22 protein-coding genes are annotated in these 23,075 nt (G+C 71.7%); 7 read left to right on the top strand and 15 right to left on the bottom strand.

Translation table 11 applies throughout. The features are described 5' to 3' along the window. Both moaA and DEJ30_RS14500 read left to right on the top strand, forming a co-directional pair. Positions 1-1,053, top strand: coding sequence for a GTP 3',8-cyclase MoaA (gene moaA, locus DEJ30_RS14505; RefSeq protein ID WP_110862418.1), 1,053 nt, complete (start codon positions 1-3; stop codon positions 1,051-1,053). Positions 1,054-1,056: 3 nt separating this feature from the next. Then, a complete protein-coding gene (locus tag DEJ30_RS14500) occupies positions 1,057-1,296 on the top strand; it encodes a MoaD/ThiS family protein (protein WP_110862417.1) in 240 nt (79 codons plus the stop codon). Between the two features lie 119 nt (positions 1,297-1,415). Here DEJ30_RS14500 and DEJ30_RS14495 read toward each other — a convergent pair whose 3' ends face one another. The 5 genes from DEJ30_RS14495 to DEJ30_RS14475 are packed head-to-tail and all read right to left on the bottom strand — an operon-like array spanning position 1,416 to position 5,588. Beyond that, entirely contained in the window at positions 1,416-2,456 is a 1,041-nt protein-coding gene (locus DEJ30_RS14495; RefSeq protein ID WP_110862416.1) for an ABC transporter ATP-binding protein, read from the bottom strand. Beyond that, the gene (locus DEJ30_RS14490) at positions 2,453-3,253 is read right to left on the bottom strand and encodes an ABC transporter permease (protein ID WP_110862415.1); all 801 of its coding nucleotides are present in this window, start codon (positions 3,251-3,253) and stop codon (positions 2,453-2,455) included. Before DEJ30_RS14490 ends, DEJ30_RS14495 begins: the two co-directional genes overlap by 4 nt. Before the next feature lie 3 nt (positions 3,254-3,256). Next, the gene (modA, locus tag DEJ30_RS14485; RefSeq protein WP_110862414.1) at positions 3,257-4,060 is read right to left on the bottom strand and encodes a molybdate ABC transporter substrate-binding protein; all 804 of its coding nucleotides are present in this window, start codon (positions 4,058-4,060) and stop codon (positions 3,257-3,259) included. Then, complete coding sequence (locus DEJ30_RS14480; protein WP_110862413.1) at positions 4,057-4,473, bottom strand: molybdopterin-binding protein; 417 nt, start codon at positions 4,471-4,473, stop codon at positions 4,057-4,059. Before DEJ30_RS14480 ends, modA begins: the two co-directional genes overlap by 4 nt. Positions 4,474-4,532: 59 nt before the next feature. After that, complete coding sequence (locus DEJ30_RS14475) at positions 4,533-5,588, bottom strand: ThiF family adenylyltransferase (protein ID WP_181420152.1); 1,056 nt, start codon at positions 5,586-5,588, stop codon at positions 4,533-4,535. Between the two features lie 95 nt (positions 5,589-5,683). Here DEJ30_RS14475 and DEJ30_RS14470 point away from each other — a divergent pair, with 95 nt between their 5' ends. Further along, a complete protein-coding gene (locus tag DEJ30_RS14470) occupies positions 5,684-7,336 on the top strand; it encodes a glycosyltransferase family 39 protein (RefSeq protein ID WP_110862411.1) in 1,653 nt (550 codons plus the stop codon). A gap of 42 nt (positions 7,337-7,378) precedes the next feature. On the opposite strand, the gene DEJ30_RS14465 is transcribed toward DEJ30_RS14470, so the two are convergent. The 5 genes from DEJ30_RS14465 to DEJ30_RS14445 form a co-directional block, all read right to left on the bottom strand. Further along, the gene (locus DEJ30_RS14465; RefSeq protein ID WP_027466065.1) at positions 7,379-8,311 is read right to left on the bottom strand and encodes a 4-(cytidine 5'-diphospho)-2-C-methyl-D-erythritol kinase; all 933 of its coding nucleotides are present in this window, start codon (positions 8,309-8,311) and stop codon (positions 7,379-7,381) included. A gap of 9 nt (positions 8,312-8,320) precedes the next feature. Then, positions 8,321-9,640, bottom strand: coding sequence for an O-acetylhomoserine aminocarboxypropyltransferase/cysteine synthase family protein (locus DEJ30_RS14460; protein WP_110862410.1), 1,320 nt, complete (start codon positions 9,638-9,640; stop codon positions 8,321-8,323). Beyond that, entirely contained in the window at positions 9,640-10,680 is a 1,041-nt protein-coding gene (locus DEJ30_RS14455; protein ID WP_071406522.1) for an LLM class flavin-dependent oxidoreductase, read from the bottom strand. Before DEJ30_RS14455 ends, DEJ30_RS14460 begins: the two co-directional genes overlap by 1 nt. Positions 10,681-10,765: 85 nt before the next feature. Beyond that, on the bottom strand, positions 10,766-11,764 hold the full coding sequence (locus tag DEJ30_RS14450) for a RimK family alpha-L-glutamate ligase (RefSeq protein ID WP_110862409.1): 999 nt from the start codon (positions 11,762-11,764) through the stop codon (positions 10,766-10,768). Between the two features lie 89 nt (positions 11,765-11,853). Then, the gene (locus DEJ30_RS14445) at positions 11,854-12,696 is read right to left on the bottom strand and encodes a helix-turn-helix transcriptional regulator (protein ID WP_110862408.1); all 843 of its coding nucleotides are present in this window, start codon (positions 12,694-12,696) and stop codon (positions 11,854-11,856) included. A gap of 101 nt (positions 12,697-12,797) precedes the next feature. Between DEJ30_RS14445 and DEJ30_RS14440 the strand changes: the two genes are divergently transcribed. Further along, positions 12,798-13,538 carry an SDR family oxidoreductase gene (locus DEJ30_RS14440; RefSeq protein WP_110862454.1) on the top strand — a complete coding sequence of 247 codons (741 nt, stop codon included), beginning with the start codon at positions 12,798-12,800 and terminating at the stop codon, positions 13,536-13,538. Between the two features lie 166 nt (positions 13,539-13,704). Next, positions 13,705-14,265, top strand: a complete 561-nt coding sequence (locus tag DEJ30_RS14435; protein WP_146238606.1) for a hypothetical protein — start codon at positions 13,705-13,707, stop codon at positions 14,263-14,265. Positions 14,266-14,458: 193 nt separating this feature from the next. Here the strand turns inward: DEJ30_RS14435 and rsmA are convergent, their stop codons facing one another. From rsmA to rsmI, 4 genes are all read right to left on the bottom strand, one after another. Further along, complete coding sequence (gene rsmA / locus DEJ30_RS14430; protein ID WP_110862406.1) at positions 14,459-15,310, bottom strand: 16S rRNA (adenine(1518)-N(6)/adenine(1519)-N(6))-dimethyltransferase RsmA; 852 nt, start codon at positions 15,308-15,310, stop codon at positions 14,459-14,461. A 2-nt stretch (positions 15,311-15,312) separates the two neighbouring features. Continuing rightward, positions 15,313-16,245: a TatD family hydrolase gene (locus tag DEJ30_RS14425; protein ID WP_110862405.1), complete on the bottom strand. Its 933-nt coding sequence runs from the start codon at positions 16,243-16,245 to the stop codon at positions 15,313-15,315. Next, positions 16,242-17,810 carry a methionine--tRNA ligase gene (gene metG / locus DEJ30_RS14420; protein WP_110862404.1) on the bottom strand — a complete coding sequence of 523 codons (1,569 nt, stop codon included), beginning with the start codon at positions 17,808-17,810 and terminating at the stop codon, positions 16,242-16,244. Before metG ends, DEJ30_RS14425 begins: the two co-directional genes overlap by 4 nt. 133 nt (positions 17,811-17,943) lie before the next feature. Further along, positions 17,944-18,765, bottom strand: coding sequence for a 16S rRNA (cytidine(1402)-2'-O)-methyltransferase (rsmI, locus tag DEJ30_RS14415; RefSeq protein ID WP_110862403.1), 822 nt, complete (start codon positions 18,763-18,765; stop codon positions 17,944-17,946). Between the two features lie 98 nt (positions 18,766-18,863). Between rsmI and DEJ30_RS14410 the strand changes: the two genes are divergently transcribed. Then, a complete protein-coding gene (locus DEJ30_RS14410) occupies positions 18,864-20,495 on the top strand; it encodes a dolichyl-phosphate-mannose--protein mannosyltransferase (protein ID WP_110862402.1) in 1,632 nt (543 codons plus the stop codon). Between the two features lie 109 nt (positions 20,496-20,604). Here the strand turns inward: DEJ30_RS14410 and DEJ30_RS14405 are convergent, their stop codons facing one another. After that, positions 20,605-21,267, bottom strand: coding sequence for a TetR/AcrR family transcriptional regulator (locus tag DEJ30_RS14405; protein ID WP_181420151.1), 663 nt, complete (start codon positions 21,265-21,267; stop codon positions 20,605-20,607). A gap of 171 nt (positions 21,268-21,438) precedes the next feature. On the opposite strand from DEJ30_RS14405, the gene DEJ30_RS14400 reads away from it, so the two are divergent. Beyond that, positions 21,439-22,980 carry an MFS transporter gene (locus tag DEJ30_RS14400; protein WP_110862400.1) on the top strand — a complete coding sequence of 514 codons (1,542 nt, stop codon included), beginning with the start codon at positions 21,439-21,441 and terminating at the stop codon, positions 22,978-22,980. The last annotated feature ends 95 nt before the right edge of the window (positions 22,981-23,075 follow it).

Raw genomic sequence — 23,075 nt, 5'->3', positions numbered from 1 at the left:
ATGGCACCCGCGATCCTGCTCGGCACGACCGGCTCCGTGGACCCGGCTCCCGCCGGGCTCGTCGACCGGTTCGGGCGGCGTGCGGTCGACCTGCGGGTGTCGCTGACCGAGCGTTGCAACCTGCGCTGCACCTACTGCATGCCCGCGGCCGGACTGCCGTTCGCCCCCGACGAGGCCCTGATGACGGCGACCGAGATCGAGCGGCTGGTCCGGATCGGCTCGTCGCGGTTCGGCGTCCGCAAGGTCCGGTTCACGGGCGGGGAGCCGATGCTCCGGCACGACCTGGTCGACGTGATCGCCCGGTGCGCCGCGCTGCCCGACGCCCCGGAGCTCTCGCTCACCACGAACGCGATCGGTCTCGCCCACCGCGCCCAGGGGCTGTACGACGCCGGGCTGCGGCGCGTGAACGTGTCGCTCGACACCGTCGACCCCGACGTCTTCACCACCGTGACCCGACGCCCGTTCCTCGACAAGGTGATCGCCGGGCTGTCGGCCGCGCACGACGCCGGCCTCGACATCAAGGTGAACGCGGTGCTGCTGCGCGGGATCAACGACGAGGCCGCCCCGGAGCTCCTCCGCTGGTGCCTCGAGCGCGGCTACGAGCTGCGGTTCATCGAGCAGATGCCGCTCGACCCCGACCACGCCTGGGACCGCACCTCGATGATCACCGCCGCCGAGACCCGCGCGCTGCTGGCGACGTCGTTCGTGCTCACGCCGGACGACGCCCCGCGCGACGGTGCCCCGGCCGAGCGGTACCGCGTGCACGACGCCGTCACCGGTGGGCCGCTCGGCACCGTCGGCATCATCGCGAGCATCACCGAGTCGTTCTGCGCCGACTGCACCCGCACCCGGCTGACGGCCGACGGCCACGTGCGCAGCTGCCTGTTCTCCGACGAGGAGACCGACGTGCTCGGACCGATGCGCTCCGGGGCGGACGACGACCAGGTCGCCGAGCTCTGGCGGCTCGCGATGTGGGCGAAGCCGCGCGACCACGGTGACGACAGCGACGAACTCGTGCACCCGACGCGTGGCATGAGTGCGATCGGCGGCTGAGGCATGACCACGATCCGGTTCTTCGCCGCTGCCCGCGCCGCCGTGGGCGTCGACTCACTGACCACGACGGCCCCCACCATCGAGGCCGCCCTCGGCGCGATCGACGCGGCCGACCCGGCACGCTGGAGTGGGTTGCAGGAGCGCTGCTCGTACCTGGTCGACGGCGTGACCACGCGCGAGCGGGCGACCTCGCTCGACGGGGTCGAGGTCGTCGACGTCATGCCGCCCTTCGCCGGCGGCTGAGCGGCGCACGTTCCTTCCCAGAACGCCCGCGATGCCTGGTGCTTTCGGGCATACCTGGTGCGAACTTCCGACCAGGTACGCCCGATCCGATCAGGTACGCCCGATCCGGCGCCCGTTCCTCAACCGCGGGGCGCGTAGACCGCCACCTCGGCTGCGGGGACGTCGATGCGCACCGCGTCGCCGGGGGCGATCCCGAGCGCGGTCAGCCGCGCGAGCGTCAGGTCCGCCACCAGGTCACCGGCCCGCACCCGCACCAGTCCGTCGCGCGGCTCGAGCGACGACACGGTGCGCGCAGCTCCGGCACCGTCCCGCGTCAGCACGGCGGCCGTCGGGTGGAAGGCGGCCAGGGCGGGCCGGCCGGGAGGCACGGCGTGCGCCCCCGACGCCAGCTCGCCACCGCCGTCGATCGCGATCCCACCCCCGGTGGCGGTCCCGTGTACCAGCGCGAGTCCGGAGAACGTCGCGGCGAACGCACTCGTCGGACGACCGAGCACGGAGGCGGGGGTGCCCTGCTCGACCACCCGTCCACCCTCGAGCACGACGACGCGGTCGGCCAGGGCGACGACCTCGACCGGGTCGTGGGTGACGAGCACCGCGGGCCGGCCGGCGACCGCGGTCCGGAGTGCCGCGCGGACCTCGTCCTGCGCGCCGACGTCGAGCGCCGAGGTCGGTTCGTCGAGCAGCAGGACCGCCGGGTCGGTGGCGAGCGCGCGGGCGATCGCGACGCGCTGCGCCTGACCGCCCGAGAGTGTTCCGGGGTCGCGGGTGGCCAGTTCGGCGGCCCCGACGGCGTCGAGCGCGTGGCGGGCGAGCTGCCGGGCCGCGGCGCGACCGGCTCCGGCGGCTCGGGGTCCGAAGGCGACGTTCCCGACGACGTCGAGGAACGGGAACAGGTCGGACCGCTGCGCGACGAGTCCGATCCGACGACGGTGCGCGGGCACGGTGTGCCGTGGGCTCGAGACCTGGACCCCGTCGAGTTCGATCCGCCCGGAGTCGATCGGCAGCAGTCCGGCCAGGACCTCGAGCACCGTCGACTTGCCCGCACCGTTCGGCCCGATGACCGCCAGGCACTCCCCCGCGCGGACCTCGATCGCGACGTCGACGTCCCGCGACCCGACGACGACGCGCGCCCAGACACCCGCCGCGCCCTCGGCCGTCACGCCAGGGCTCCGCGGGTCCGGAACGACGAGGCCCCGATGACGACGACGGCCACCACGACGAGCACGACCGCCAGGGCCACCGCGGTGTCCGGGTCGACCTCGCGCTGCAGGTAGACCTCGAGCGGCAGGGTCCGCGTGACCCCCTGCAGACTGCCGGCGAAGGTCAGGGTGGCTCCGAACTCGCCGAGCGCCCGGGCGAAGCAGAGCACGAGCCCCGACACGATCCCCGGCAGCACCCGCGGCGTCGTGACGGTCAGGAACGTCCGAGTCGGCCCGGCACCCAGGGTCGCGGCGACCCGCTCGTAGCGGTCGCCCTCGACGCGGAGCGCCCCCTCGACCGAGGACACCAGGAACGGCATCGCGACGAAGGTCTGCGCGATGACCACCGCCGTCGTGGTGAACGCGATGTGCAGCCCGTGGTCGTCGAGGAAGGCCCCGACCACGCCGAGCCGACCGAAGGCCGCGAGCAGCGCGAGGCCGCCGACCACCGGCGGCAGCACGAGCGGCAGGAGCACGACGGCTCGTGCGACGCCGACCCAGCGCGACGCCGACCGCGCGAACAGCACGGCGAGCGGGTACCCGAGGACGAACGCGACGCCGGTGGCCGCGAGCGCCGTGCCGAGGCTGAGGCCGAGCGCGGTCAGCGACGCGGTCGAGGTCACGAGCCCGACGAACGACGACCAGTCCACCCGGCCGAGCATCGCGAGCACGGGCACGACGACGAACAATCCGCCGAGCACCGCGGGCAGCGGGAGCCACCACGCGACCGGTGGCCGTCCGTCAGCGCGCGGAGCCACGGGTCAGGGCTTCCCGAAGCCCGCGTCGGAGAGCACGCGCTGCCCGGCGGCGGAGCGGACGTACTCCGAGAACGCCTGCGCGAGCTCCGGGTCCCCGGATTCCCGGAGCACACCGATCGGGTACGTGTTGACGGCCTTGCTCGACTCGTCGAACGGGACCCCGTCGACCTTGCCGCCGGTCCCTCGGACGTCCGTCACGTAGACGAGGCCGGCATCGGCCTGACCGGACTCGACCTTGCCGAGCACGTCGGTGACGGACTGCTCCTCGCTGACGGGCTCGAGATCGACGCCCGATGCGGACTCGACCTTCGCCGTCGCGGCACCGCACGGCACCGGGGCGGCGCAGGTGACGAGCCGGACGCCCGGAGCCGTCAGGTCGTCGAGGCCACCGATGCCCCGCGGGTTGCCCGGGGCGACCGCGATCTCGAGCGTGTTCGTGGCGAAGGCCCGCGGCGACCCGGTCACCAGGTCACCCGAGGTCAGCTTCGCCATGTTCGCCTGGTCCGCCGCGGCGAACACGTCGGCGGGGGCGCCGTTCTGGATCTGGGTGACGAGGTCGCTGGAGCCGGCGAACGAGAACCGGATCGAGGCGCCGGGGTGCGCGGTCTCGTACTGCTCGCCCAGGGTCGTGAAGGTCTGCTGCAGGGACGCGGCGGCGAAGACGGTGATCGAACCGGTCGGCCCCTCGGTGTCGGAGCCCGCCGGGGTCGACGCCCCCGAGCCCGTGTCCGGAGCCGTGCACGCAGCGAGCCCGAGGGCGACGGTGGCGGCGAGGGCCAGCGCCGCGAACGGCCGGAGACGGGTCATCGGGGGTCCTCCTGATGGGCGGGTGCCTCGACGGCGACCATCGTGGCCTTGACGGACGCCACCGCGACGGACCCGACCTCGAGCCCCAGGTCGCGGACGGCCTCGGCGCTCATCAGGGACACCACGCGGTGCGGGCCGCACTGCAGCTCGACCTGCGCCATCACGGTGTCGACGACCAGGTCGGTGACGATCCCGACGAAGCGGTTGCGCGCCGAGCTCTTCACCGCGGACGCCGGGTCGGTCAGCTCGGAGCTGCGATCCCGTGCGTACGCGGCGACCTCGCGACCGTCGACCACGGCTCGCCCCGCGTCGTCCGTGGCCCGGGTGAAGGTGCCCCCGTCGACGAGCCGTCGAACGGTGTCGTCACTGATCCCGAGGAAGGCCGCAGCGTCCCGTACCCGCAGTTGCGTCATGATCGCCCGATCCTATCCGCGGATGCGGTGCCAGACCCGGTGAGGGTGAGTGGGCTGGGTCAGGACCGGTGCTCGATCGCCACGGGCAGCCCCTCGCGACGCCAGGCCTCGAAGCCGCCGTCGAGGACCGCCACGCGCCTCCCGGCCGGCTGCCGCGCCGCCCACGCGTCCGCACGGGGCCCGCGTGCGCAGTACACGACGACCTCGTCCGCACCGGTGTCGTCGGTGACGGCACCGGCGACCACGCCGGCTGCGCGTTCCTCGTCGGTCCGGACGTCGACGACGACCAGCGGGTCCGACGGGTCCGCCACCCTGGCGGCCAGGGCGGACGGCGCGATGCGCGGCGTCGTGACGGCGGATGCGGGTGCCGGTCGACGCGAGGCGGGCCCGCGACGGACGGGGCTCTCGGTCCAGCGCCACCGGCGGGCGTCGACGGTCAGGACGCGTCCGAGCAGCGGGTCGCCGGTGCCGGTGACCAACGCGAAGACCTGTCCCGCCATCACCGCACCGACCGCGCCGCACAGTGCGGGGACGACGCCGTCGAGGGCGCACGAGCCCTCGTCGGGCAGGGCGTCGGGGTGCAGGTCGTGGAAGTCGACGCCGTCCGGCCCGGCGTCGCGGAAGACGCTGACCTGCCCGTCGTGGCCGAGCACGGTGCCCCACACGAACGGCACGCCGGCCGCGGCGCAGGCGTCCGAGATCGCTCGGGTGACCACGACCGAGTCGGCGGCGTCGACCACGACGTCGTGTCCGGCGACCAGGTCCGGCGTGAACGACGCGACCACGGCGACCGCGTCGAGTTCGGGGTCGACCGCGACGGCTCGGGCGATCGCGACCCGTGCCTTCGGCGAGCCGACGTCGGCGGCCGTGAAGAGCGTCTGCCTGGCCAGGTTCGAGCCGTCGACCACGTCGGGGTCGACCACGGTGAGCCGACCGATCCCGGCGAGGTACGCGACCACCGGCGCCCCGAGCCCGCCGGCCCCGACGACGAGGATGCGCGATGTGGCCAGGCGTCGCAGCCCGGTGACCCCGACGTCGGCGAGCGCGGCGGTCCGCGAACCGAGCTGCGTCCGTCCCGGGGAGAGCGCGGCGGCGGGGGCGACGAGGGGTTCCATCCCGTCATTCTGGCCCGTCGCACCGAACTCCTGCATGTGAGAGTTCAGTGCCGGGACGCGGCGGATCCCCAGAGCCGATCGGTACGGTCGCGGGCGTGAGTTCCCCGCGTACCGGTACCGTCCCGGTCCGACGCACGACGTCGGACACGTCGGTGCGCGCGCGCTCGCTGGGGCTCGTCGCGGCCGCCGTCCGGGCCCTCGCACGGACCCCGGAGATCACCGTCGGCGCGCTCGGCGTCGTCGGCGCAGCGGCCTTCAGCTGGGTGCCGTCGGTCTGGTACGACGAGGCCGCGACCATCGCGAGCGCACAGCGGAGCTGGCCGGCGCTCTGGGCCGAACTGCAGAACGTCGACGCCGTCCACGGCCTGTACTACGCCGTGATGCACGTCTGGTTCACGCTCGTCGGGTACTCGCCGTTCACGCTGCGGTTCCCGAGTGCCCTGGCCATCGGGGTCTCCGCCGGGCTCGTCGTCGCCCTCGGCCGTCGTCTCGGCGGCGTGCGGCTCGGCGTCGTCTCCGGGATCGTGTTCCTGGTCCTGCCGCGCGTCGCGTGGGCCGGCACCGAGGGGCGACCGTACGCCACCGTCACGACCTTCGCCGTCACGCTGACCCTCGTGGGGATCACCGCGGTCCGGCGCACCCGGATCCGGCACCACGCGACCCGGTGGTGGGTCGTCTACGGCCTGCTCGCCGTGGTCGCCGTGCTGTTCAACGTCTACCTGGCCCTGGCCGTCGTCGCGCACGGGGTCGTGCTCCTCTGGACCGCCGTCGCCGACCGTGCCGCACGGCGCGACGCCGTGCTCTCGCAGCGCAGCGGTCCGGTGTCCTCGCCGGTGGTCGACCGCGCCGCGTTCGTGCGCTGGGGCGTCGCCGCCGTCGGGGCCGCGCTCGTGGTGTCGCCGTTCATCGTCCTCGCCGCCGGGCAGGCCAAGCAGGTCGGCTGGATCACCGGAGTCGGGTGGGCCACCGTGCGTCAGGTCGTCGCGACCGCCTGGTTCGGTGCCGTCTGGCCGTACGCGGTGCTCGGGTGGGTGCTGATGATCGTCGGCGTCGTGCTCGCCGTGCGTGCCGCCCGACGTCCTGCCCCGGCCGCCCGCGACCTGCTGCGGCTGCAGGCCGTGCGCGTCGCCGTCCCCCTGACGATCCTCCCCACCGCACTGCTCGTCGGCGCGACCGCGGCCGGGGAGCACCTGTACTCCCCGAAGTACGCCAGCCTGAGCCTGGCGTTCGTCGCGCTGCTCATCGGCTTGGCGATCACGGCTATCCGACCCCGGCGGTGGCTGGCGCTCGCGGTCGTCGGGATGCTGCTCGTGTCGGCACCGACGAGCACGATCGTCCGGCTGCCCCACGCCAAGCAGGACTCGCACTGGGCGAACGCGGCGGCCATCATCGAGCGCGAGCGGGACCGGCGCACCGACCGGAACGAGGGCGTCGTCTTCGGCAGCGTCTGGGAGCACCCGGGCACCACCGCGCAGGTCATCGCCGACTCCTACCCCGAAGCCTTCACCGGGATGCGCGACCTCGCCGTCGCCGAGACCGGTGCCGAACGCGGACAGCTCTGGAACGTCAACGGCGACGTGGCCACGACCGTGCCCGAGCGGATCTCCGGCATCGACACCGTGTGGTTCGTCGGCGGCAAGTCGCGGAACATCCGCCCGCAGGTCACCGAGACCCTCGTGGCCGAGGGCTTCCACGTCGTGCGCTACTGGCACACCGGCACGGTCATCCTCTGGAAGTACAGCCGCTGACGCTTGCCGGCCAGCCGCCGACGGCTGCGCCGGGGCGTCGGGTCAGTGCACCACGCGTGCGCCGTGCACCGGGCCGGTGGCGCGGAGTGCGACGAGGCCGGCGGCGCTGAGCTCGACCTGCAGCTCGAGCGCGGCGTCACGGTCGCCCACCAGGAACGCCACGGTCGGGCCGCTTCCGGACACCAGGCCGGCCAGGGCACCGGACTTCTCACCGAGTTCCAGGGTCGCCGCGAGCCGGGGCTGCAGCCGCATGGCCGGTGCCTGCAGGTCGTTGTGGACGCAGTCGGCGAGCAGGTCGGGGTCGCCCGCGCGCAGGGCCTGCAGCACGTTGGCCTCGACCACGGGGTGCGACGGCGCCGGGGAGATGTCGGCTCGGTACCGCTCCCGGTGCTCGTCGAGCGCACGGTAGACGGCGGGGGTGCTCAGCCCGTCGTCGCTCAGGGCGAGGACCCAGTGGAACTCACCCTTGGCCAGCGCGGGGCTCAGCTCGTCACCGCGGCCGGTGCCCACGGCGGTGCCGCCGGCGAAGGCGAACGGCACGTCGGCGCCGAGCTGCGCGGCGAGGCGGAGCAGCTCTTCGCGACCGAGCGCGGTGCCCCAGAGCGTGTCGACGGCGAGCAGGGTCGCCGCGGCGTCCGCGGACCCACCGCCCATGCCGCCGGCGACGGGCACCTGCTTGTCGATGGTCAGCCGCACACCACCGCGGTGTCCGGCCGCGTCGGCCACGAGCCGGGCCGCACGGATGGCCAGGTTCGACTCGTCGACCGGCACGGTGCTCGTGTCGATCGGCCCCGTGAAGGTGACCGAGAAGTCGTCGGCGGCCTCGGCGGTGACGTCCTCGTACAGGGACACCGCCTGGTACGCCGTGGCGACGTCGTGGTAGCCGTCGTCCTGCAACGCCCCGACGGACAGGAACACGTTGATCTTGCCGGGGGCGCGCGTCCGCACGCGGGTCGGTGCGGCCAACGTGGTCATGCGCCCAACCTATCCCGCTGCGGCTGCCGTGAACCCCCGCGCCAGGTCCGCGGTGATGTCGTCGATGTGCTCGAGGCCGATCGACAGGCGGATGAGACCGTCCCCCACCCCGGCGGCCGCCCGCTCGGTAGAGGTCATCTGCACGTGGGTGGTCGATGCCGGGTGCACGACGAGCGAGCGGACGTCACCGAGGTTCGAGACGTGGTCGAACAGCTCGAGCGCCGCCACGAACCGTCGACCCGCGGCGACCCCGCCGGCGAGGTCGAACGACAGCACCGCCGACGGCCCCTTCGGCACGTAGCGCTGCTGCAGGTGGTGCCACGGCGAGTCCGGCAGGCCGGCGTAGTGCACGTGCTCGACCTGGTCGTGTGCGTCGAGCCAGGTCGCCACGGTGGCGGCGTTCGACACGTGCCGGTCCATCCGGAGCGACAGCGTCTGGATGCCCTGCAGCACCAGGAACGCGTTGAACGGTGCGATCGCGGGCCCGAGGTCGGCGGACAGCTTCGAGCGGGTGCGCTGGATGAACGCCCGTCGCCCGAACTTCTCGGCGAAGTTCGTGTTCGCGAAGCCGGACTGCTCGGTCGTGGCCAGCTGCGGGTAGGCGTCGGCGTGGGCCGCCCAGTCGAAGTTCCCGCTGTCGACGATGAGCCCGGCGATGGCGCTGCCGTGTCCGGCCAGGTACTTCGTCGCGGAGTGCACGACGATGTCGGCGCCGTGCTCGATCGGGCGCACCAGGTACGGCGTCGCGATGGTGTTGTCGACGATGAGCGGCACACCGGCCCCGTGCGCGACCCCGGCCACTCCGGCGAAGTCCAGGACGTCCCCGCGGGGGTTCGGGATGGACTCGCCGAAGAACGCCTTCGTCTCCGGACGCACCGCCGCCGCCCACTCGGACAGGTCGGTCGGGTCCTGCACGAACGTGAAGGTGATGCCGAGGTCCCGCAGGGTCGACGCGAACAACGTGTAGGTCGCGCCGTAGAGCGAGGCGCTCGACACCACGTGGTCACCGGCGCGTGCGACACCGAGCACGGCCAGCGACGTCGCCGCCTGCCCGGAGGCCAACGCCAGCGCACCGATCCCGCCCTCGAGGTCGGCGATCCGGCGTTCGAGGGCTGCCGCCGACGGGTTGTTCACCCGCGTGTAGGTGTGGCCGGGGGCGTCGAGCATGAAGCGCGCGGCGGCGTCCTCGCCCGACGGGTAGACGTACGCGGCGCTCTGTGCGATCGGCGGCACGTTCGCGCCCCAGCCCGGGTCGGCCTTGAAGCCGGCGCGGATCTGGCGGGTCTCGAACGCCCAGCCGTCCTCCGCGTTGGTCGGCGCGGCCCCCATCAGGACTGCGCCCCGACCGACTGTCGGACGAGCGGGATGACCTGCTCGCCGAACCGGTCCATCTCCTCGAGCTGCGGCGAGAACTGCAGCAGGAGCGTGTCGACGCCGGCGTCCTCGAACTCCCGGATGCGGTCCGCCACCTGCGACGGCGTCCCCACGAAACCGGGGCGCAGGCCGCGGTTCGACACCGAGTAGTCCTCGAGCGAGGGCACGTGCTCGAGCTGCGACTTCGAGATGAAGTCCTGGTACGACTCGTACGCCTTGCCGTGCTGCACGTCGGTGATCCGGGCGAGCTCGGCCTGCGCTTCTTCCTCGGTCTCCCGCACGATGACGTACGCGGCCATGCCGAACGCCTCGAACGGCGGCAGGCCGGCGTCGACGCGACGCTGCTTCATCTCGTCGATCTTCGCGCGGAGCTCCTCGACCGTGCCGCCGTGCGTGACGTAGGCGTCGGCGTACCCGGTGATCGCTGCCTTGCCGGCCTCGCTCTCCCCACCGGCGTAGATGCGCGGCGTCACGCGGGGCTTCGGCTCGAGGTGCGCGTTCTCGATGTCGTAGTACTCGCCCGAGAACGAGTACGGGGTCTCGCGCCACAGGCCCTTCATGACCTCGACGAACTCCGCGGTGCGCTTGTACCGGTCGTCGTGCTCCGAGAAGATCCCGCCGTACTGCTTCGCCTCTTCAGCCCACCAGGCGCTCACGACGTTGAAGGTGAACCGGCCGCACGAGATGTCGTCGATCGTCGCCGCCTGCTTCGCCGTCACCGCGGGCAGGTGGTACCCGGGACGCATCGCCGCCATGATCTCCAGGCGCTCGGTCGTCGCCGCGATGGCCGCCGCGAGCGACCACGCCTCGAGCGAGGGCGCCGCCGTGCCCTTGATGTCGTTGAGGTTGAGCTCCGGCACGAGCGTCAGGTCGAAGCCGATCCGCTCGGCGCGCTGCGCCAGGCGCTTCACGTAGTCGAAGGTGACCGGCATGTTCTCGTTGTCGACGTTGCGCAGCCAGCCGCCGAAGAGCGGGGTCCAGTATCCGAATCGCACGTTGGTTCCTTGGGGTGTGGGAAAGGCGGACTGGAGGCCCGTGGCGGGCCCGCCACGGGCCTCCAGTCCGGTGGTTCTTGCGTTCTCAGGCCGTGAGCTGCGCCGCGTACTGCGTCTCCAGCAGACCACCGAGGTACTTCGCGATGGAGCGCGGGCCGGAGGCCGGCGCGGACTCCTCGACCGCGGGGTTGTAGTTCGTGTTCGTGTTGATGTCGTAGACGACGGTGCGGCCGTCCGTCGTCTCCATGAACTCGACGCCCGCGATGGAGATGCGCTGGTCGGCGAGGAACGTGCGGAGCTGCTGGACCAGCGGGTGCTCGGCGGTGATCTCGGTCCGGACGGCGAACGCCGGGGGCGCGCCGAGGGTCTCGGTGCCGGGGACGTCGCAGACGGCACCCGCGATGACCTGGGGCACCTCGCACGCGTCGGCGGGGCAGAGCTCGAAGCTGCCGGCGCTCGTGTCGACGCGGACCGCGTACACGAACTCGCCGCCGACGAACTCGACGCGGGTGATGAAGGGCTCGCGGGCCGTCAGGTACTCCTGCAGCAGGGTGATGCCGTCGACCGGGGCCTCGAACTCGGGACTGTCGACGTAGGCGTCGAACTCGACGAGCGAGTCGAACCGCCGCACGCCCAGGCCCTTGCCGCCCTGGTTGTGCTTCGTGATGAAGGGGACGTCCTGCCCGTCGGTGAAGGTGCGGGCTGCGTCCTCGAGCGTCGTCGTGCCGAACACGGCGGTCGTGCGCGGCACGTCGAACCCGGCCTGCTGCAGGAGACCGTGCTGGGCGACCTTGGACACCTCGAGCTCGAGCACGTGGCTGCCGCCGACGACCTGGCGGCCGGCACGCTCGAGCCAGCCGAGGATCGCCCGGGTGTACTCCTTGCTGTGCTCGTGGCCGCGGGTGTGGGAGCTCGCGGACATGCGGCTCCAGTAGACGCCGGGTGCCGGCTCGGCCGCGAGGTCGATCTGCCCCTCGGTCAGCAGGATCTCCTCGACGGGGACGCCCTCGGCCTCGAAGGCGGCGGCGAGCGGGGGGAACCACTCGGGGTTCTCGTGGATGACGTACACGCGCGGAGTGCTCACGCCCCCACCCTAGGCACGGTATACCGCACGCGGCCAAGTGTGTGACGTGGCGTTGCTTCTCGGGGCGCTGTTCGCACGGTGCGAGGTCGTCAGCCGGCGAAGGTCTGCTGTCCGACGACGCCGAGGAGCTCGAGCTTCTGCGCGTCCTCCGATCCTGGAGGCGCGGTGAACAGCAGCAGTGCCTGCGCCTGGTCGTCGGTGTGCAAGACCTGGCAGTCGACGGTGATGCGCCCGAGCTCCGGCTGCACGATCGTCTTGTTGTCCGACCAGCGTGTGGCCACCTCGTGCTTGGCCCAGAGGTCGCAGAACTCGGGGCTGCGCGCCTGCAACTCGGCGATGAGTTCGGTCGCCCGGCGGTCTCCCGGGCCCGCGAGCCCGACGGTCGCCCGGAGCGACGCGACCACCACCCGCCCCAGCCGCTCGTGCTGCTCGGGTGCGTACTTCGCGAGCTCCTCACCCGTCACGAACCACCGCCACGCCTGGTACCGCCGGTTGCCCGGCAGGTCGACCGAGCTGCTGAGGAGCGCCGCCGCGAGCCGGTTCTCGACCAGGGTCTCGCCCAGGTGGCTGACGACGATCGCCGGGGTGTCCTCGAGCCGGTCGAGCACCCGCAGGATCGCCGGGTCGACGTGGTCGGCGCGGTGCATGCGGGTCGGGGCGTTCTGCCCGGCCAGGTGGAACAGGTGGTCGCGCTCGTCCAGGCTGCAGCGCAGAGCCCGGGCGATCGCGGCGATCATCTGCTCGGACGGCTGCGGTCCGCGCTGCTGCTCGAGTCGCGTGTAGTAGTCGACGGACATGCCGGCGAGGGCAGCGACCTCTTCACGGCGGAGCCCCGGGGTCCGGCGTCGTGGCCCCTGCCCGAGGCCGACGTCCTCGGGGCGCAGCAGCTCGCGGCGACGGCGGAGGAAGTCGGCGAGCGCGGCACGGTCCATGGGTCGATCATCGTCCGCTTCCTGCCCGGGTGCCAGGGATCGCCGATCCCCCGATGACCGCGCTCTGGTTGCGACCCTGTCCACGGAGCATCGTGGTGGTCATGGACATCACGAACTCCACCGTCTTCATCCCCGGCGCGACCTCGGGCATCGGTCTCGCCCTCGCCCAGCGTCTGCAGGCCGCCGGCAGCACCGTCGTCATCGGCGGGCGCCGCCAGGCGCTCCTCGACTCCCTCGCCGCCGAGCACGGCTTCGGCACCGTGCAGATCGACGTCAGCGATGCTGACTCGATCGCGTCGGCCGCTTCCACCGTGCTCGAGGCGTACCCCTCGCTGAACACCCTGATCACCATGTCCGGGATCATGCGGAACGAGGACCTGCGCTCCTCCGACCACATGGACGACGCGATCGAGACCATCCAGACGAACCTGGTCGGCACGATCCGGCTCATCGACGCGTTCCTGCCGCACCTGCTCGAGCAGCCCGCCGCGACGCTGATGACCGTCACCTCAGGCCTCGCGTTCGTCCCGCTGACCGCGACGCCGACCTACAACGCCACGAAGGCCGGGGTGCACTCGTACACCCAGGCCCTCCGTCAGCAGCTCGTCGGTTCGTCCGTCGAGGTGCTCGAGCTCGCTCCCCCGGCGGTGTCGACCGACCTGATGGGCGGTGCCGACTTCGGCGGGATGCCGCTCGACGCCTTCGCCGACGAGGTCATGGCGCTCATCGAGTCCGGCGCTGCCCCGGAGATCCTGGTGCAGAACGTGCACCCGCTGCGCTTCGCCGAGCGGAACGGCAACCACCAGCAGATCCTCGAGATGATGGCGTCCCGCGAGCACTGAGACAGGCGACGGCCGGCGTTCGCACGGTGCGAGGTTCCGTGTTCGGTGCGAGGCACCCCGGCTCGCACGGACCACGGAACCTCGGCAGGCGCTCCTTGTCGACCACCCCGAATGCCGGATCGACCGTCACGAAGCCGTCGACCTCCCAGTTCGCCGCTGTTGCGACGTGCACGGCACCCGAGACGGTCAGTCCGAACTGCTCCATGAGGTGCGGGACCTCGTCGCTGACGGCATCGATCCCGACCCAGTGCATTTGAGTCGACCGCAGCAATTCCCTCCACGCAGCGACGTGGCGACGAGCGGCTTCCGCACCCATCCCATGAGCAGCCTGCAGCACCTCGAACTCCGTGTAGGCGCTGTACAGGATCTCCGTGCCGACCAGGTCGAGGTGATCGAGGAACGTGACCACCTCGGCATCCTGACGCTCGCATCGGCGCAGGGCGCTCCGGACGAAACTGGAGCCGACGAGGACGACGTCCGGCCTGGCGGCGCAGTCGTTGAACTCGAGGACCCGGTGCTCGTCGAACTGATGCGGCTCGAGTCGACCGAACACGGTCAGAGTCGACTGTGGAACGCCGCGGTCGGCTCGACCCAGAAGTCCGGATCGATCAACTCGGACGCTCGTCGCCGGCGCTCGCGACGTTCTTCGAACGTGCCCTCCGGTCGCGGGGTGCCGGCGAAGAGGGCTCGACGTTCCGCCGCAGTGGAGATGCTCGTTGCTCGCTGATGGTCGAGGTCAGCTCGCCGAAGCGCTCGAAGACGTCCCTCTGCGGCCTGCGCCTCGGTCGGGACACGGCGGAGCGGGCGGGGTGATTCGGCTGGTCGCACGATGCCTCCTTGGTTGATGGAGTCAACCGTAGGAGCGCCGAACGGACGCCACCGAACATTCCGTATTTCGCTGCCTGTCCGTTGGCCAGATGTCACTCGGCAGCAGCGAGGACCGTCCGCCCGAGCCGCACGAAGTCGTCGACACCGATCGCCTCGCCCCGAGCGGTCGGGTCGATGCCCGCCGCTGCCAGGACCTCGGACGCGTGCGCGCTGCCGCCGAGCACGCCGGACAGGCTCTGCCGCAGCATCTTGCGGCGCTGCTGGAACGCCGCGTCGACCAGGGCGAACACCTGCGACCGCAGGGCCTCGTCGCCCGGGGGCTCGTGCCGGTCGAACGCCACCAGCACGCTGTCGACGTTCGGCACCGGCCAGAAGACCTGGCGGCTGACCAGTCCCGCGGTGCTCCACGCGCCGTACCAGGCAGCCTTGACGCTCGGCGACCCGTAGACCTTGCTGCCGGGGGTGGCGGCGAGCCGGTACCCGACCTCGGCCTGCACCATCACGAGTGACCGCTCGATCGACGGGAAGGTCGCGAGCAGGTGCAGCAGCACGGGGACGGAGATGTTGTACGGCAGGTTCGCGACCAGGTGCGTCGGTGCGGTGTCGAGGTCCGACGCGGCGACGGTCATGGCGTCCTGCTGCACGACGGTCAGCGACGCGTCCGGCTGCATCGACGACACCGTCGACGGCAGCTTGGCGGCCAGGCGCTTGTCGATCTCGACGGCGGTGACGGGGGCGCCGGTCTCGGTGAGCCCGAGCGTCAACGACCCGAGCCCCGGGCCGATCTCGAGCACCTGAGCCGACGGGGTCACACCGGCGACCGACACGATCCGCCGCACGGTGTTGGCGTCGTGCACGAAGTTCTGGCCGAGCTTCTTCGTCGGGGTGACGTCGAGTTCGGCCGCGAGCTCCCGGATCTCCGCCGGGCCGAGCAGTGCGCCCACGACTACTCGTCCACCGTCACGGGCTCGGCGTCCCACGCGCCGTAGACGAGCTCGGTGTTCGAGGCGATCTGGGCCGCGAGCATCGAGGCGTCCGTGCCGAGCGTCTCCGCCATCGACCGCAGGGTGAGCGGGATGAGGTACGGCGCGTTCGGGCGACCGCGGAACGGGGTGGGCGTCAGGAACGGCGCGTCCGTCTCGATCATGATCAGGTGCCGCGGGGCGACGACCAGGGCTTCACGCAGCAGTGCGGCGTTCTTGAACGTCACGGTGCCGGCAAAGGACATGTACCAGCCGCGCTCGGCGCAGAGCCGGGCGAGGTCCGGGCCGCCGGAGAAGCAGTGGAAGACGGTCCGCTCCGGGGCACCCACGCGGTCGAGGACCTCGACCACGGCGTCGTGTGCGTCGCGGTCGTGGATCGTCAGCGCGAGGTCGTGCTCCTTCGCGATGCGGATGTGCTCCTCGAACGATCGGACCTGGGCGTCGCGGCCGTCCTCGCCGGTGCGGAAGAAGTCGAGGCCGGTCTCACCGATTGCCCGGACCCGCGGCAGCGCGGCGAGCCGTTCGATGCCGGCGAGGTGCTCGTCGAGCAGCCCCTGTTCCTGCAGCACGGGCGCTTCGTTCGGGTGCAACGCGACGGCTGCCAGGACCCGGGGCTCCCGAGCGGCGATCGACGCGGACCACTCCGAGGTGGCGAGGTCCGTGCCGACCTGCACGACTCCACGCACGCCGACGCTCGAGGCACGGTCGAGGTGCTCGCGGTACTCGAGCGGACCGTCACCCCCGTCGCCGACACCGTCGGCGATCTCCATGTGGGTGTGGTTGTCGTACACCGGCACGACGAGCGCCTGCGGCAGCGGCGGGTACGTCAGGTCGCGCTTCGACCCACCGGACGCCCCGTCACCGCGGGACCGGACGTGCGACTCGGCGTCGGTCACGCGGAGACCTGCTCGATCCGCGGGAAGAGCCCGCTCTCGAGCGGCACCACGTGCGACGCACCCTGCCACTCGAACGCACGGTCGACCCGCTGCTCGGCGACGGACCCGCCGGCGCCGATCGAGGCCCAGAGCTTCTCGGTCGCCTTCGGCATGACCGGGGACAGCAGGACGGTGACGGTGCCGAGGCCACGGAGCGCGGTGGTCAGGACGGTACCGAGGCGCTCGCGGTTGGCGTCGTCCTTCGCCAGGGCCCACGGCGCCTGCTCGGTGATGTACCCGTTCAGGGCGTCGACGAGCTCCCACACGCTCGCGATGGCCTCGTGCGGGGCGAAGGCGGCGATGGCGGCGTCGGCACGCTCGGTGACCGAGACGGCCAGGGCATCGATCGCCTGGTCGGACTCGGTCAGCGCACCGCGCGCCGGGACCTCGCCGTCGCAGTACTTCTGCAGCATGGCGACCAGGCGTGACGCCAGGTTGCCGTAGCCGTTCGCGAGCTCGGCCTGGTAGCGCGCCGAGATGTCTTCCCAGCTGAAGTTGCCGTCCTGCCCGAAGGTGATGGCGCGCAGGAAGTAGTAGCGGAAGGCGTCGGACCCGAACGTGTCGGTGATCTCCGACGGCGCGATGCCGGTCAGCTTCGACTTGGACATCTTCTCGCCGCCGACGAGCAGCCAGCCGTGGCCGAAGACGCGCTCCGGCACGGGCAGCCCGGCGGCCATGAGCATCGCCGGCCAGATGACGGCGTGGAAGCGGGCGATGTCCTTGCCGACGATGTGCACGCTCGGCCAGAGGCGCCGGAAGGCCTCGTCGTCGTCGGTGCCGTAGCCGAGCGCCGTGACGTAGTTGAGCAGGGCGTCGAACCACACGTACAGCACGTGGTCGCTGTCCCACGGGATCTTGATGCCCCAGTCGAAGCTGGAGCGCGAGATCGACAGGTCGCGGAGCCCCTGCTTGACGAACGAGATGATCTCGTTGCGGACGCTCTCGGGCTGGATGAACAGCGGGTTCGACTCGTACAGGTCGAGCAGGCGCTGCTCGAAGTCGGACATCCGGAAGAAGTAGTTGCGCTCGGCCAGTACCTCGACCGGGATCGAGTGGATCGCGCAGACCTGCTGGCCCTCGTAGGCACCGGTCCCGGCGACCAGGTCGCTCGGCTGCTTGTACTCCTCGCAGCCCACGCAGTAGAAGCCCTCGAACTCGCCGGCGTAGATGAAGCCGTCGTCGTAGAGCTTCTGCAGGAACGCCGTCACGCCACGCTCGTGCCGTTCGTCGGTGGTGCGGATGAAGTCGTCGTTCGCGACGTCGACCGTGTCGAGCAGTGGCTTCCAGGCATCGTTGACCAGGCGGTCGGCCCATTCCTTGGGTGAGACGTCGTTCGCCGAGGCGGTGCGCAGGATCTTCTGCCCGTGCTCGTCGGTGCCGGTGAGCAGCCAGGTGTCGTCACCGCGCTGCCGGTGCCAGCGCGCGAGGAAGTCCGCGGCGACCTCGGTGTAGGCGTGCCCGATGTGGGGCACGTCGTTCACGTAGAAGATCGGCGTGGTGATGCTGAACGAGGACCCGGCGGACATGCGGACCATCCTACGGGCGCACGGAACCCCGATGACGCGTGCGGCGGTGGACTGTGGAGAACCGGGTCCTGGAGGCCCGTGACGGGCCCGCCACGCGCCTCCAGACCGGCGGACGCGAACGTGACGTGCCCGCTCAGCGCGCCGCGAGCGCCCCTTCGTACAGGTCCCGCTTCGACAGCCCGGTCGCGTCCGCGACCGCCGCGGCGGCCTCCTTCATGCGCATGCCGGCGGCCACCCGCTCGAGCACCAGGCGCACCCCGTCGTCGAGCGTGGCTTCTTCGGTGGCCTCCGCGGCGCCGGCGACGACGATGCAGATCTCGCCACGCACACCCTCGGACGCCCACGTGACGAGTTCGTCCAGCGGCCCGCGACGGACCTCTTCGTACAGCTTCGTGAGCTCGCGGCAGACCGCGGCGCGGCGGTCACCCCCGAACCCGGAGGCCATGTCCGCCAGGGTCTCGGCCAGCCGGTGCGGCGACTCGAAGAACACCATCGTCCGCTGCTCCCCCGCCAGCGCCTGGAACGCCCGGCGGCGCTCCCCGGCCTTGCGGGTCGGGAACCCCTCGAACGTGAAGCGGTCGGTGGGCAGCCCGGACACGGCGAGCGCCATGAGCACGGCCGACGGCCCGGGCAGGGCGGTGACGGTGACCCCGGCGGCCACGGCGGCCTCGACGAGCGGGAAGCCGGGGTCGCTGATCGCGGGCATGCCGGCGTCGGTGAGGACGACGACGTCCTCGTCGCGGGCGAGTTCGACGACCTCGGACGCCTTCGCCCGCTCGTTGTGCTCGTGCAGGGCGATGAGCCGCGGACGGTTCTCGATGCCCAGGGCGCGCATCAGGTGGATGGCGGTCCTGGTGTCCTCCGCCGCGACGACCGTGGCGTTGGAGAGGGTCTCGACGAGACGGCGCGAGGCGTCCCCGAGGTTGCCGATGGGCGTTGCTGCGAGGACGATCACGCACCCATTGTCCCCGCACGGCGACTCCGGCGCGGCCGCGCGGCGCGAGCACCGCCGTCGCAGCGGGGACATGCGGTCGATCCGTAGGATGCTCAGCGATGACCAGCGAGCTGACCGACGACCGCACGGCCGTGCCCGACCGGCCGGTCGGCTCGCGCCTGGACGACTGGTGGGGGCGGGTGCTCTCCACGTCGCAGCGGGTCGCCGTGTGGCGGTGGACGGGTCCGCTCGCGGTGACGCTCCTCGCCGCCGTGCTGCGGCTGGTGAACCTCGGCACCCCCCACTCGCTCGTGTTCGACGAGACCTACTACGTCAAGGACGGCTGGTCGATCGTGCACCTCGGGTACGAGGGCACCTGGCCCGCGAACCCGAGCGGTGACACCGCCCCGACGACCGACGACCGGTTCGTTCGCGGCGAGACGGACATCTTCACGAGCGCCGCGGAGTTCATCGCCCACCCGCCGCTCGGCAAGTACCTCATCGGCCTCGGGATGCTGCTGTTCGGGGCCGACAACTCGTTCGGCTGGCGCTTCACGGTGGCCGTGCTCGGCATCGCGACGGTGTTCCTCACCGCGGTGATCGCCCGGTCGCTGTTCCGTTCGACGATGATCGGCACGCTCGCCGGCTTCCTGCTCGCGATCGACGGGCAGGCGATCGTGATGTCGCGGGTGACGCTCCTCGACGGCATCCTGACCTTCTTCGTCATCCTCGGGTTCGGGGCGCTGCTGCTCGACCGTCGGCAGGGTCAACGGCGACTCGACGAGTGGGTCGCCGCCCGCGCCGCCGCCGGCCGGACCACCCTGTGGGGTCCGGTGCTCTGGTGGCGGCCGTGGTTGTTCGCGATGGGCCTGGCCCTGGGGCTGGCAGCGGCGACGAAGTGGTCGGGGGTGTACTTCCTGGCGTTCTTCGCCGTGTACTCCGTGCTGAGCGACATGATGATGCGCCGCCGCGCCGGGGTCGAGTTCTGGTCGTCGAGCGCGCTGCTGCAGCAGGCACCGGTGTCGTTCCTGCTGACCGTGCCGATCGCCGCGGTGACCTACGTGGCGTCGTGGACGGGCTGGTTCGTGTCGAAGGACGGCTGGGACCGCAACTGGCTGTCCTCGGGCGGCGAACGCTGGACCGGGCTGCTCGCCTGGGTGCCGGACAGCCTGCAGAACTGGTGGCACTACCAGTCGGAGATCTACGCCTTCAACATCGGACTGCACACCCCGCACTCGTACCAGGCGAACCCGCTGCTCTGGCTCGTGATGCAGCGCCCGACGTCGATGTTCTACGTCGGCACGGACGCCGGGCAGGACGGCTGCTGGGCGAACCGCTGCGGCGAGGCGATCACCGGCATCGCGAACCCGTTCATCTGGTACGCCTCGGTCATCGCCACGGTGGCGCTGCTCGTGCTCTGGGTCCTGCGCCGGAAGTGGGAGTACGGCTTCGTCCTGCTCGGCGTCGCGGCGGGGTACCTGCCCTGGCTGATGTACGTCGACCGGACGGTGTTCCAGTTCTACACGATCGCCTTCGAGCCCTACATGGTGATGGCGCTGGCCGCCGCGATCGGGTTGGTGCTCGGCAGGCGGAGCGACGAACGGTCACGCCGGTCACGGGCGATCCTGTGGGTCGGCGTGTACCTGGGCGTCGTCGTGCTGGCCTCGGTCTACTGGTACCCGATGTGGACGGCGATGCAGGTGCCGTGGGACTTCGTCCGGTCGCACTACTGGATCCCCAGCTGGCTGTAGCCGATCCGGCCGGTCCGGCCGCGCCCGTCGCGCTGGCCGCTCTGGTGGCGACCACCGCCGGACTGGAGGCCCGTGGCGGCGCCGCCACGGGCCTCCGGTGGGTCCCTGGTCAGGACTGCGCGTGCAGCGCGCGCTCGATCGACTCGCGGTCCAGCGGGTCGCCGAGCATCGGCGCGGTGTCGCCCGTGCCCGGCAGGACGCCCTGGATCAGGAGTTCCGCGTAGCGACGCCAGGCGTCCGGGTCGTGCTCGCGGGTGGCGTCGGCGACCGCACCGACCATCGCGGTGAGCATCGGCAGGTCCCGGGAGTCGAAGCCGGGGCGGACGACGCCGGCGGTCTCGGCACGGCCGATGATCGCGGCGACCTGACGTTCGAGCCGGTCGCGCTCCTGCACGATGGACGGACGGGCCTTGCCGGCACGGACGATGGCGTCGGCGAGGGCACGGTCGCGTGCACGGAACGCGAAGACGCCCATCAGGTACACCCGGAGCGCCTCACGCGGGTCGGACACGTCCGCGGCACGCGCTGCGGCGTCGTTCATGGCCTCGAACTTGGTGGCGAGCAGCGCCTCGATCAGGGAGTCCTTGTCGGCGAAGCGTCGGTAGACGGTGCCGACCCCGACGCCGGCCTCGTGCGCGATGTCGTTCAAGGTGACGGAGAGCCCGCGCTCCGCGAAGCACTTGCGCGCCGTCTGCAGGATCAGCTCGCGGTTGCGCGCTGCGTCGGCGCGCAGCGGTCGCTCGAGGTCGGACGCAGAGTCGGTGGTGCTCACGATCCGACCGTAGTTGCACTTTCTGGGAACAAGTGGATGCACTCCTTCCGTTTCGGTCTACACTGACCACAAACGGATGCCCTGCATCCGGTTTCGTCACCACCACATCTCCGGAGTGCCCGACGGCGCGCACCTCCACCCCACCCTCCAACCTTCTCGAAGGAGGCTGCCGTGACGGCAGAACACACCGTGCCGACCCCCACCGGGACAGCACCCACGACTCCGGGCACCACCCCCGCCAAGAGCAACCGCCGCTGGATCGCCCTGGCGGTCATCGCCCTCGCACAGCTGATGGTCGTGCTCGACGCGACCATCGTGAACATCGCCCTGCCCTCCGCCCAGGCCGACCTGGACTTCGGCACCGACCAGCGACAGTGGATCGTCACCGCGTACTCGCTGGCGTTCGGCTCGCTGCTGCTGCTCGGCGGTCGTCTCGGCGACCTGTTCGGCCGCAAGAACACCTTCATCATCGGGCTCGTCGGCTTCGCCGTCGCCTCGGTGCTCGGTGGCCTGGCCGACTCGTTCGGCCTGCTCGTCGCGGCCCGCGCGCTGCAGGGTGTCTTCGGCGCACTGCTCGCCCCGTCCGCACTCGGCATGCTGACCACCACGTTCCGCGACCCCAAGGAGCGCGGTCGCGCGTTCGGCATCTTCGGATCCATCGCCGGCTCGGGTGCGGCCATCGGCCTGCTGCTCGGCGGCGTGCTGACCGAGTACGCCTCGTGGCGCTGGTGCCTCTACGTCAACGTCGTCTTCGCCGTGCTCGGTGTGATCGGCGCCCTGGTCTTCATGGAGCGCCCGCCGAAGGTCGAGCGTCCGCGCATCGACGTCCTCGGGGTCATCACCATCACGCTCGGGCTGGTCGGCGTCGTCTACGGCTTCTCGAACGCCGAGACGAACGGCTGGGACTCCCCCGTCACGATCGCCATGCTCGCTGGCGGCGTCGTGCTGATCGCCGCGTTCGTGTTCATCGAGACCCGCGTCGCCCACCCGCTGCTGCCCCTGCGCGTCGTGCTCGACCGTGACCGCGGCGGCTCGTTCATCGCGATCGGCCTGGTCGCGATCGGCATGTTCGGCATCTTCCTGTTCCTGACCTACTACCTGGAGCAGACCCTCGGGTTCAGCTCGCTGCAGACCGGTCTCGCGTTCCTGCCGATGCCGCTGTCGATCATGATCTCGGCGACGCAGATCGGTGGCCGCCTGCTGCCGCGCGTCGGGCCGAAGGTGCTCATCTTCGCCGGTGGCCTGGTCGCCGCGACCGGGCTCCTCCTGCTGCTCCGCACCGACCTGGACAGCTCCTACGCGGGCACCGTCCTGCCGGCGCTGATCGTGATCGGCCTCGGCATGGGCACGATCTTCTCGTCCGCGATGAACACCGCGACGACCGGGGTCGCACGGGCCGACGCCGGCGTGGCCTCGGCGACGGTCAACACCATGCAGCAGATCGGTGGCTCGATCGGCACGGCGCTGCTGTCGACGATCTTCGCCGACGTGGTGTCGAACAGCCTGTCCGGGCTGTCCGCCGCCCCGACCAAGCTGCAGCAGGCCCAGGCGACGCTCGACGGCTACCACGCGGCGTTCGGCATCTCGGCCGGGGTGCTCGTGCTCGTCGCCCTCGCCGGCGGCCTGCTCATCAACCGGCAGTCGGTGCGGGTCGAGCGGCTCGCACGTGCCGGATCCGCCACGACCGGGAGCATCCCCGCCGCGGCGCACTGACGCCGGCGGTTCGCTCCGCTCCTTCGGCCCGTTCCGGTTCTGCCGGGGCGGGCCGTCGTGCGTGCGGGGCGGCGGGCGGTGGCCTGTCTCTTATA

Origin of the sequence: Curtobacterium sp. MCPF17_003, from assembly GCF_003224385.1 — a bacterium.
Classification (GTDB): Bacteria; Actinomycetota; Actinomycetes; order Actinomycetales; family Microbacteriaceae; genus Curtobacterium; species Curtobacterium flaccumfaciens.
The sequence above is the reverse complement of the archived record's forward strand: the minus strand, read 5'-3'. Positions and strand labels throughout refer to the sequence as shown.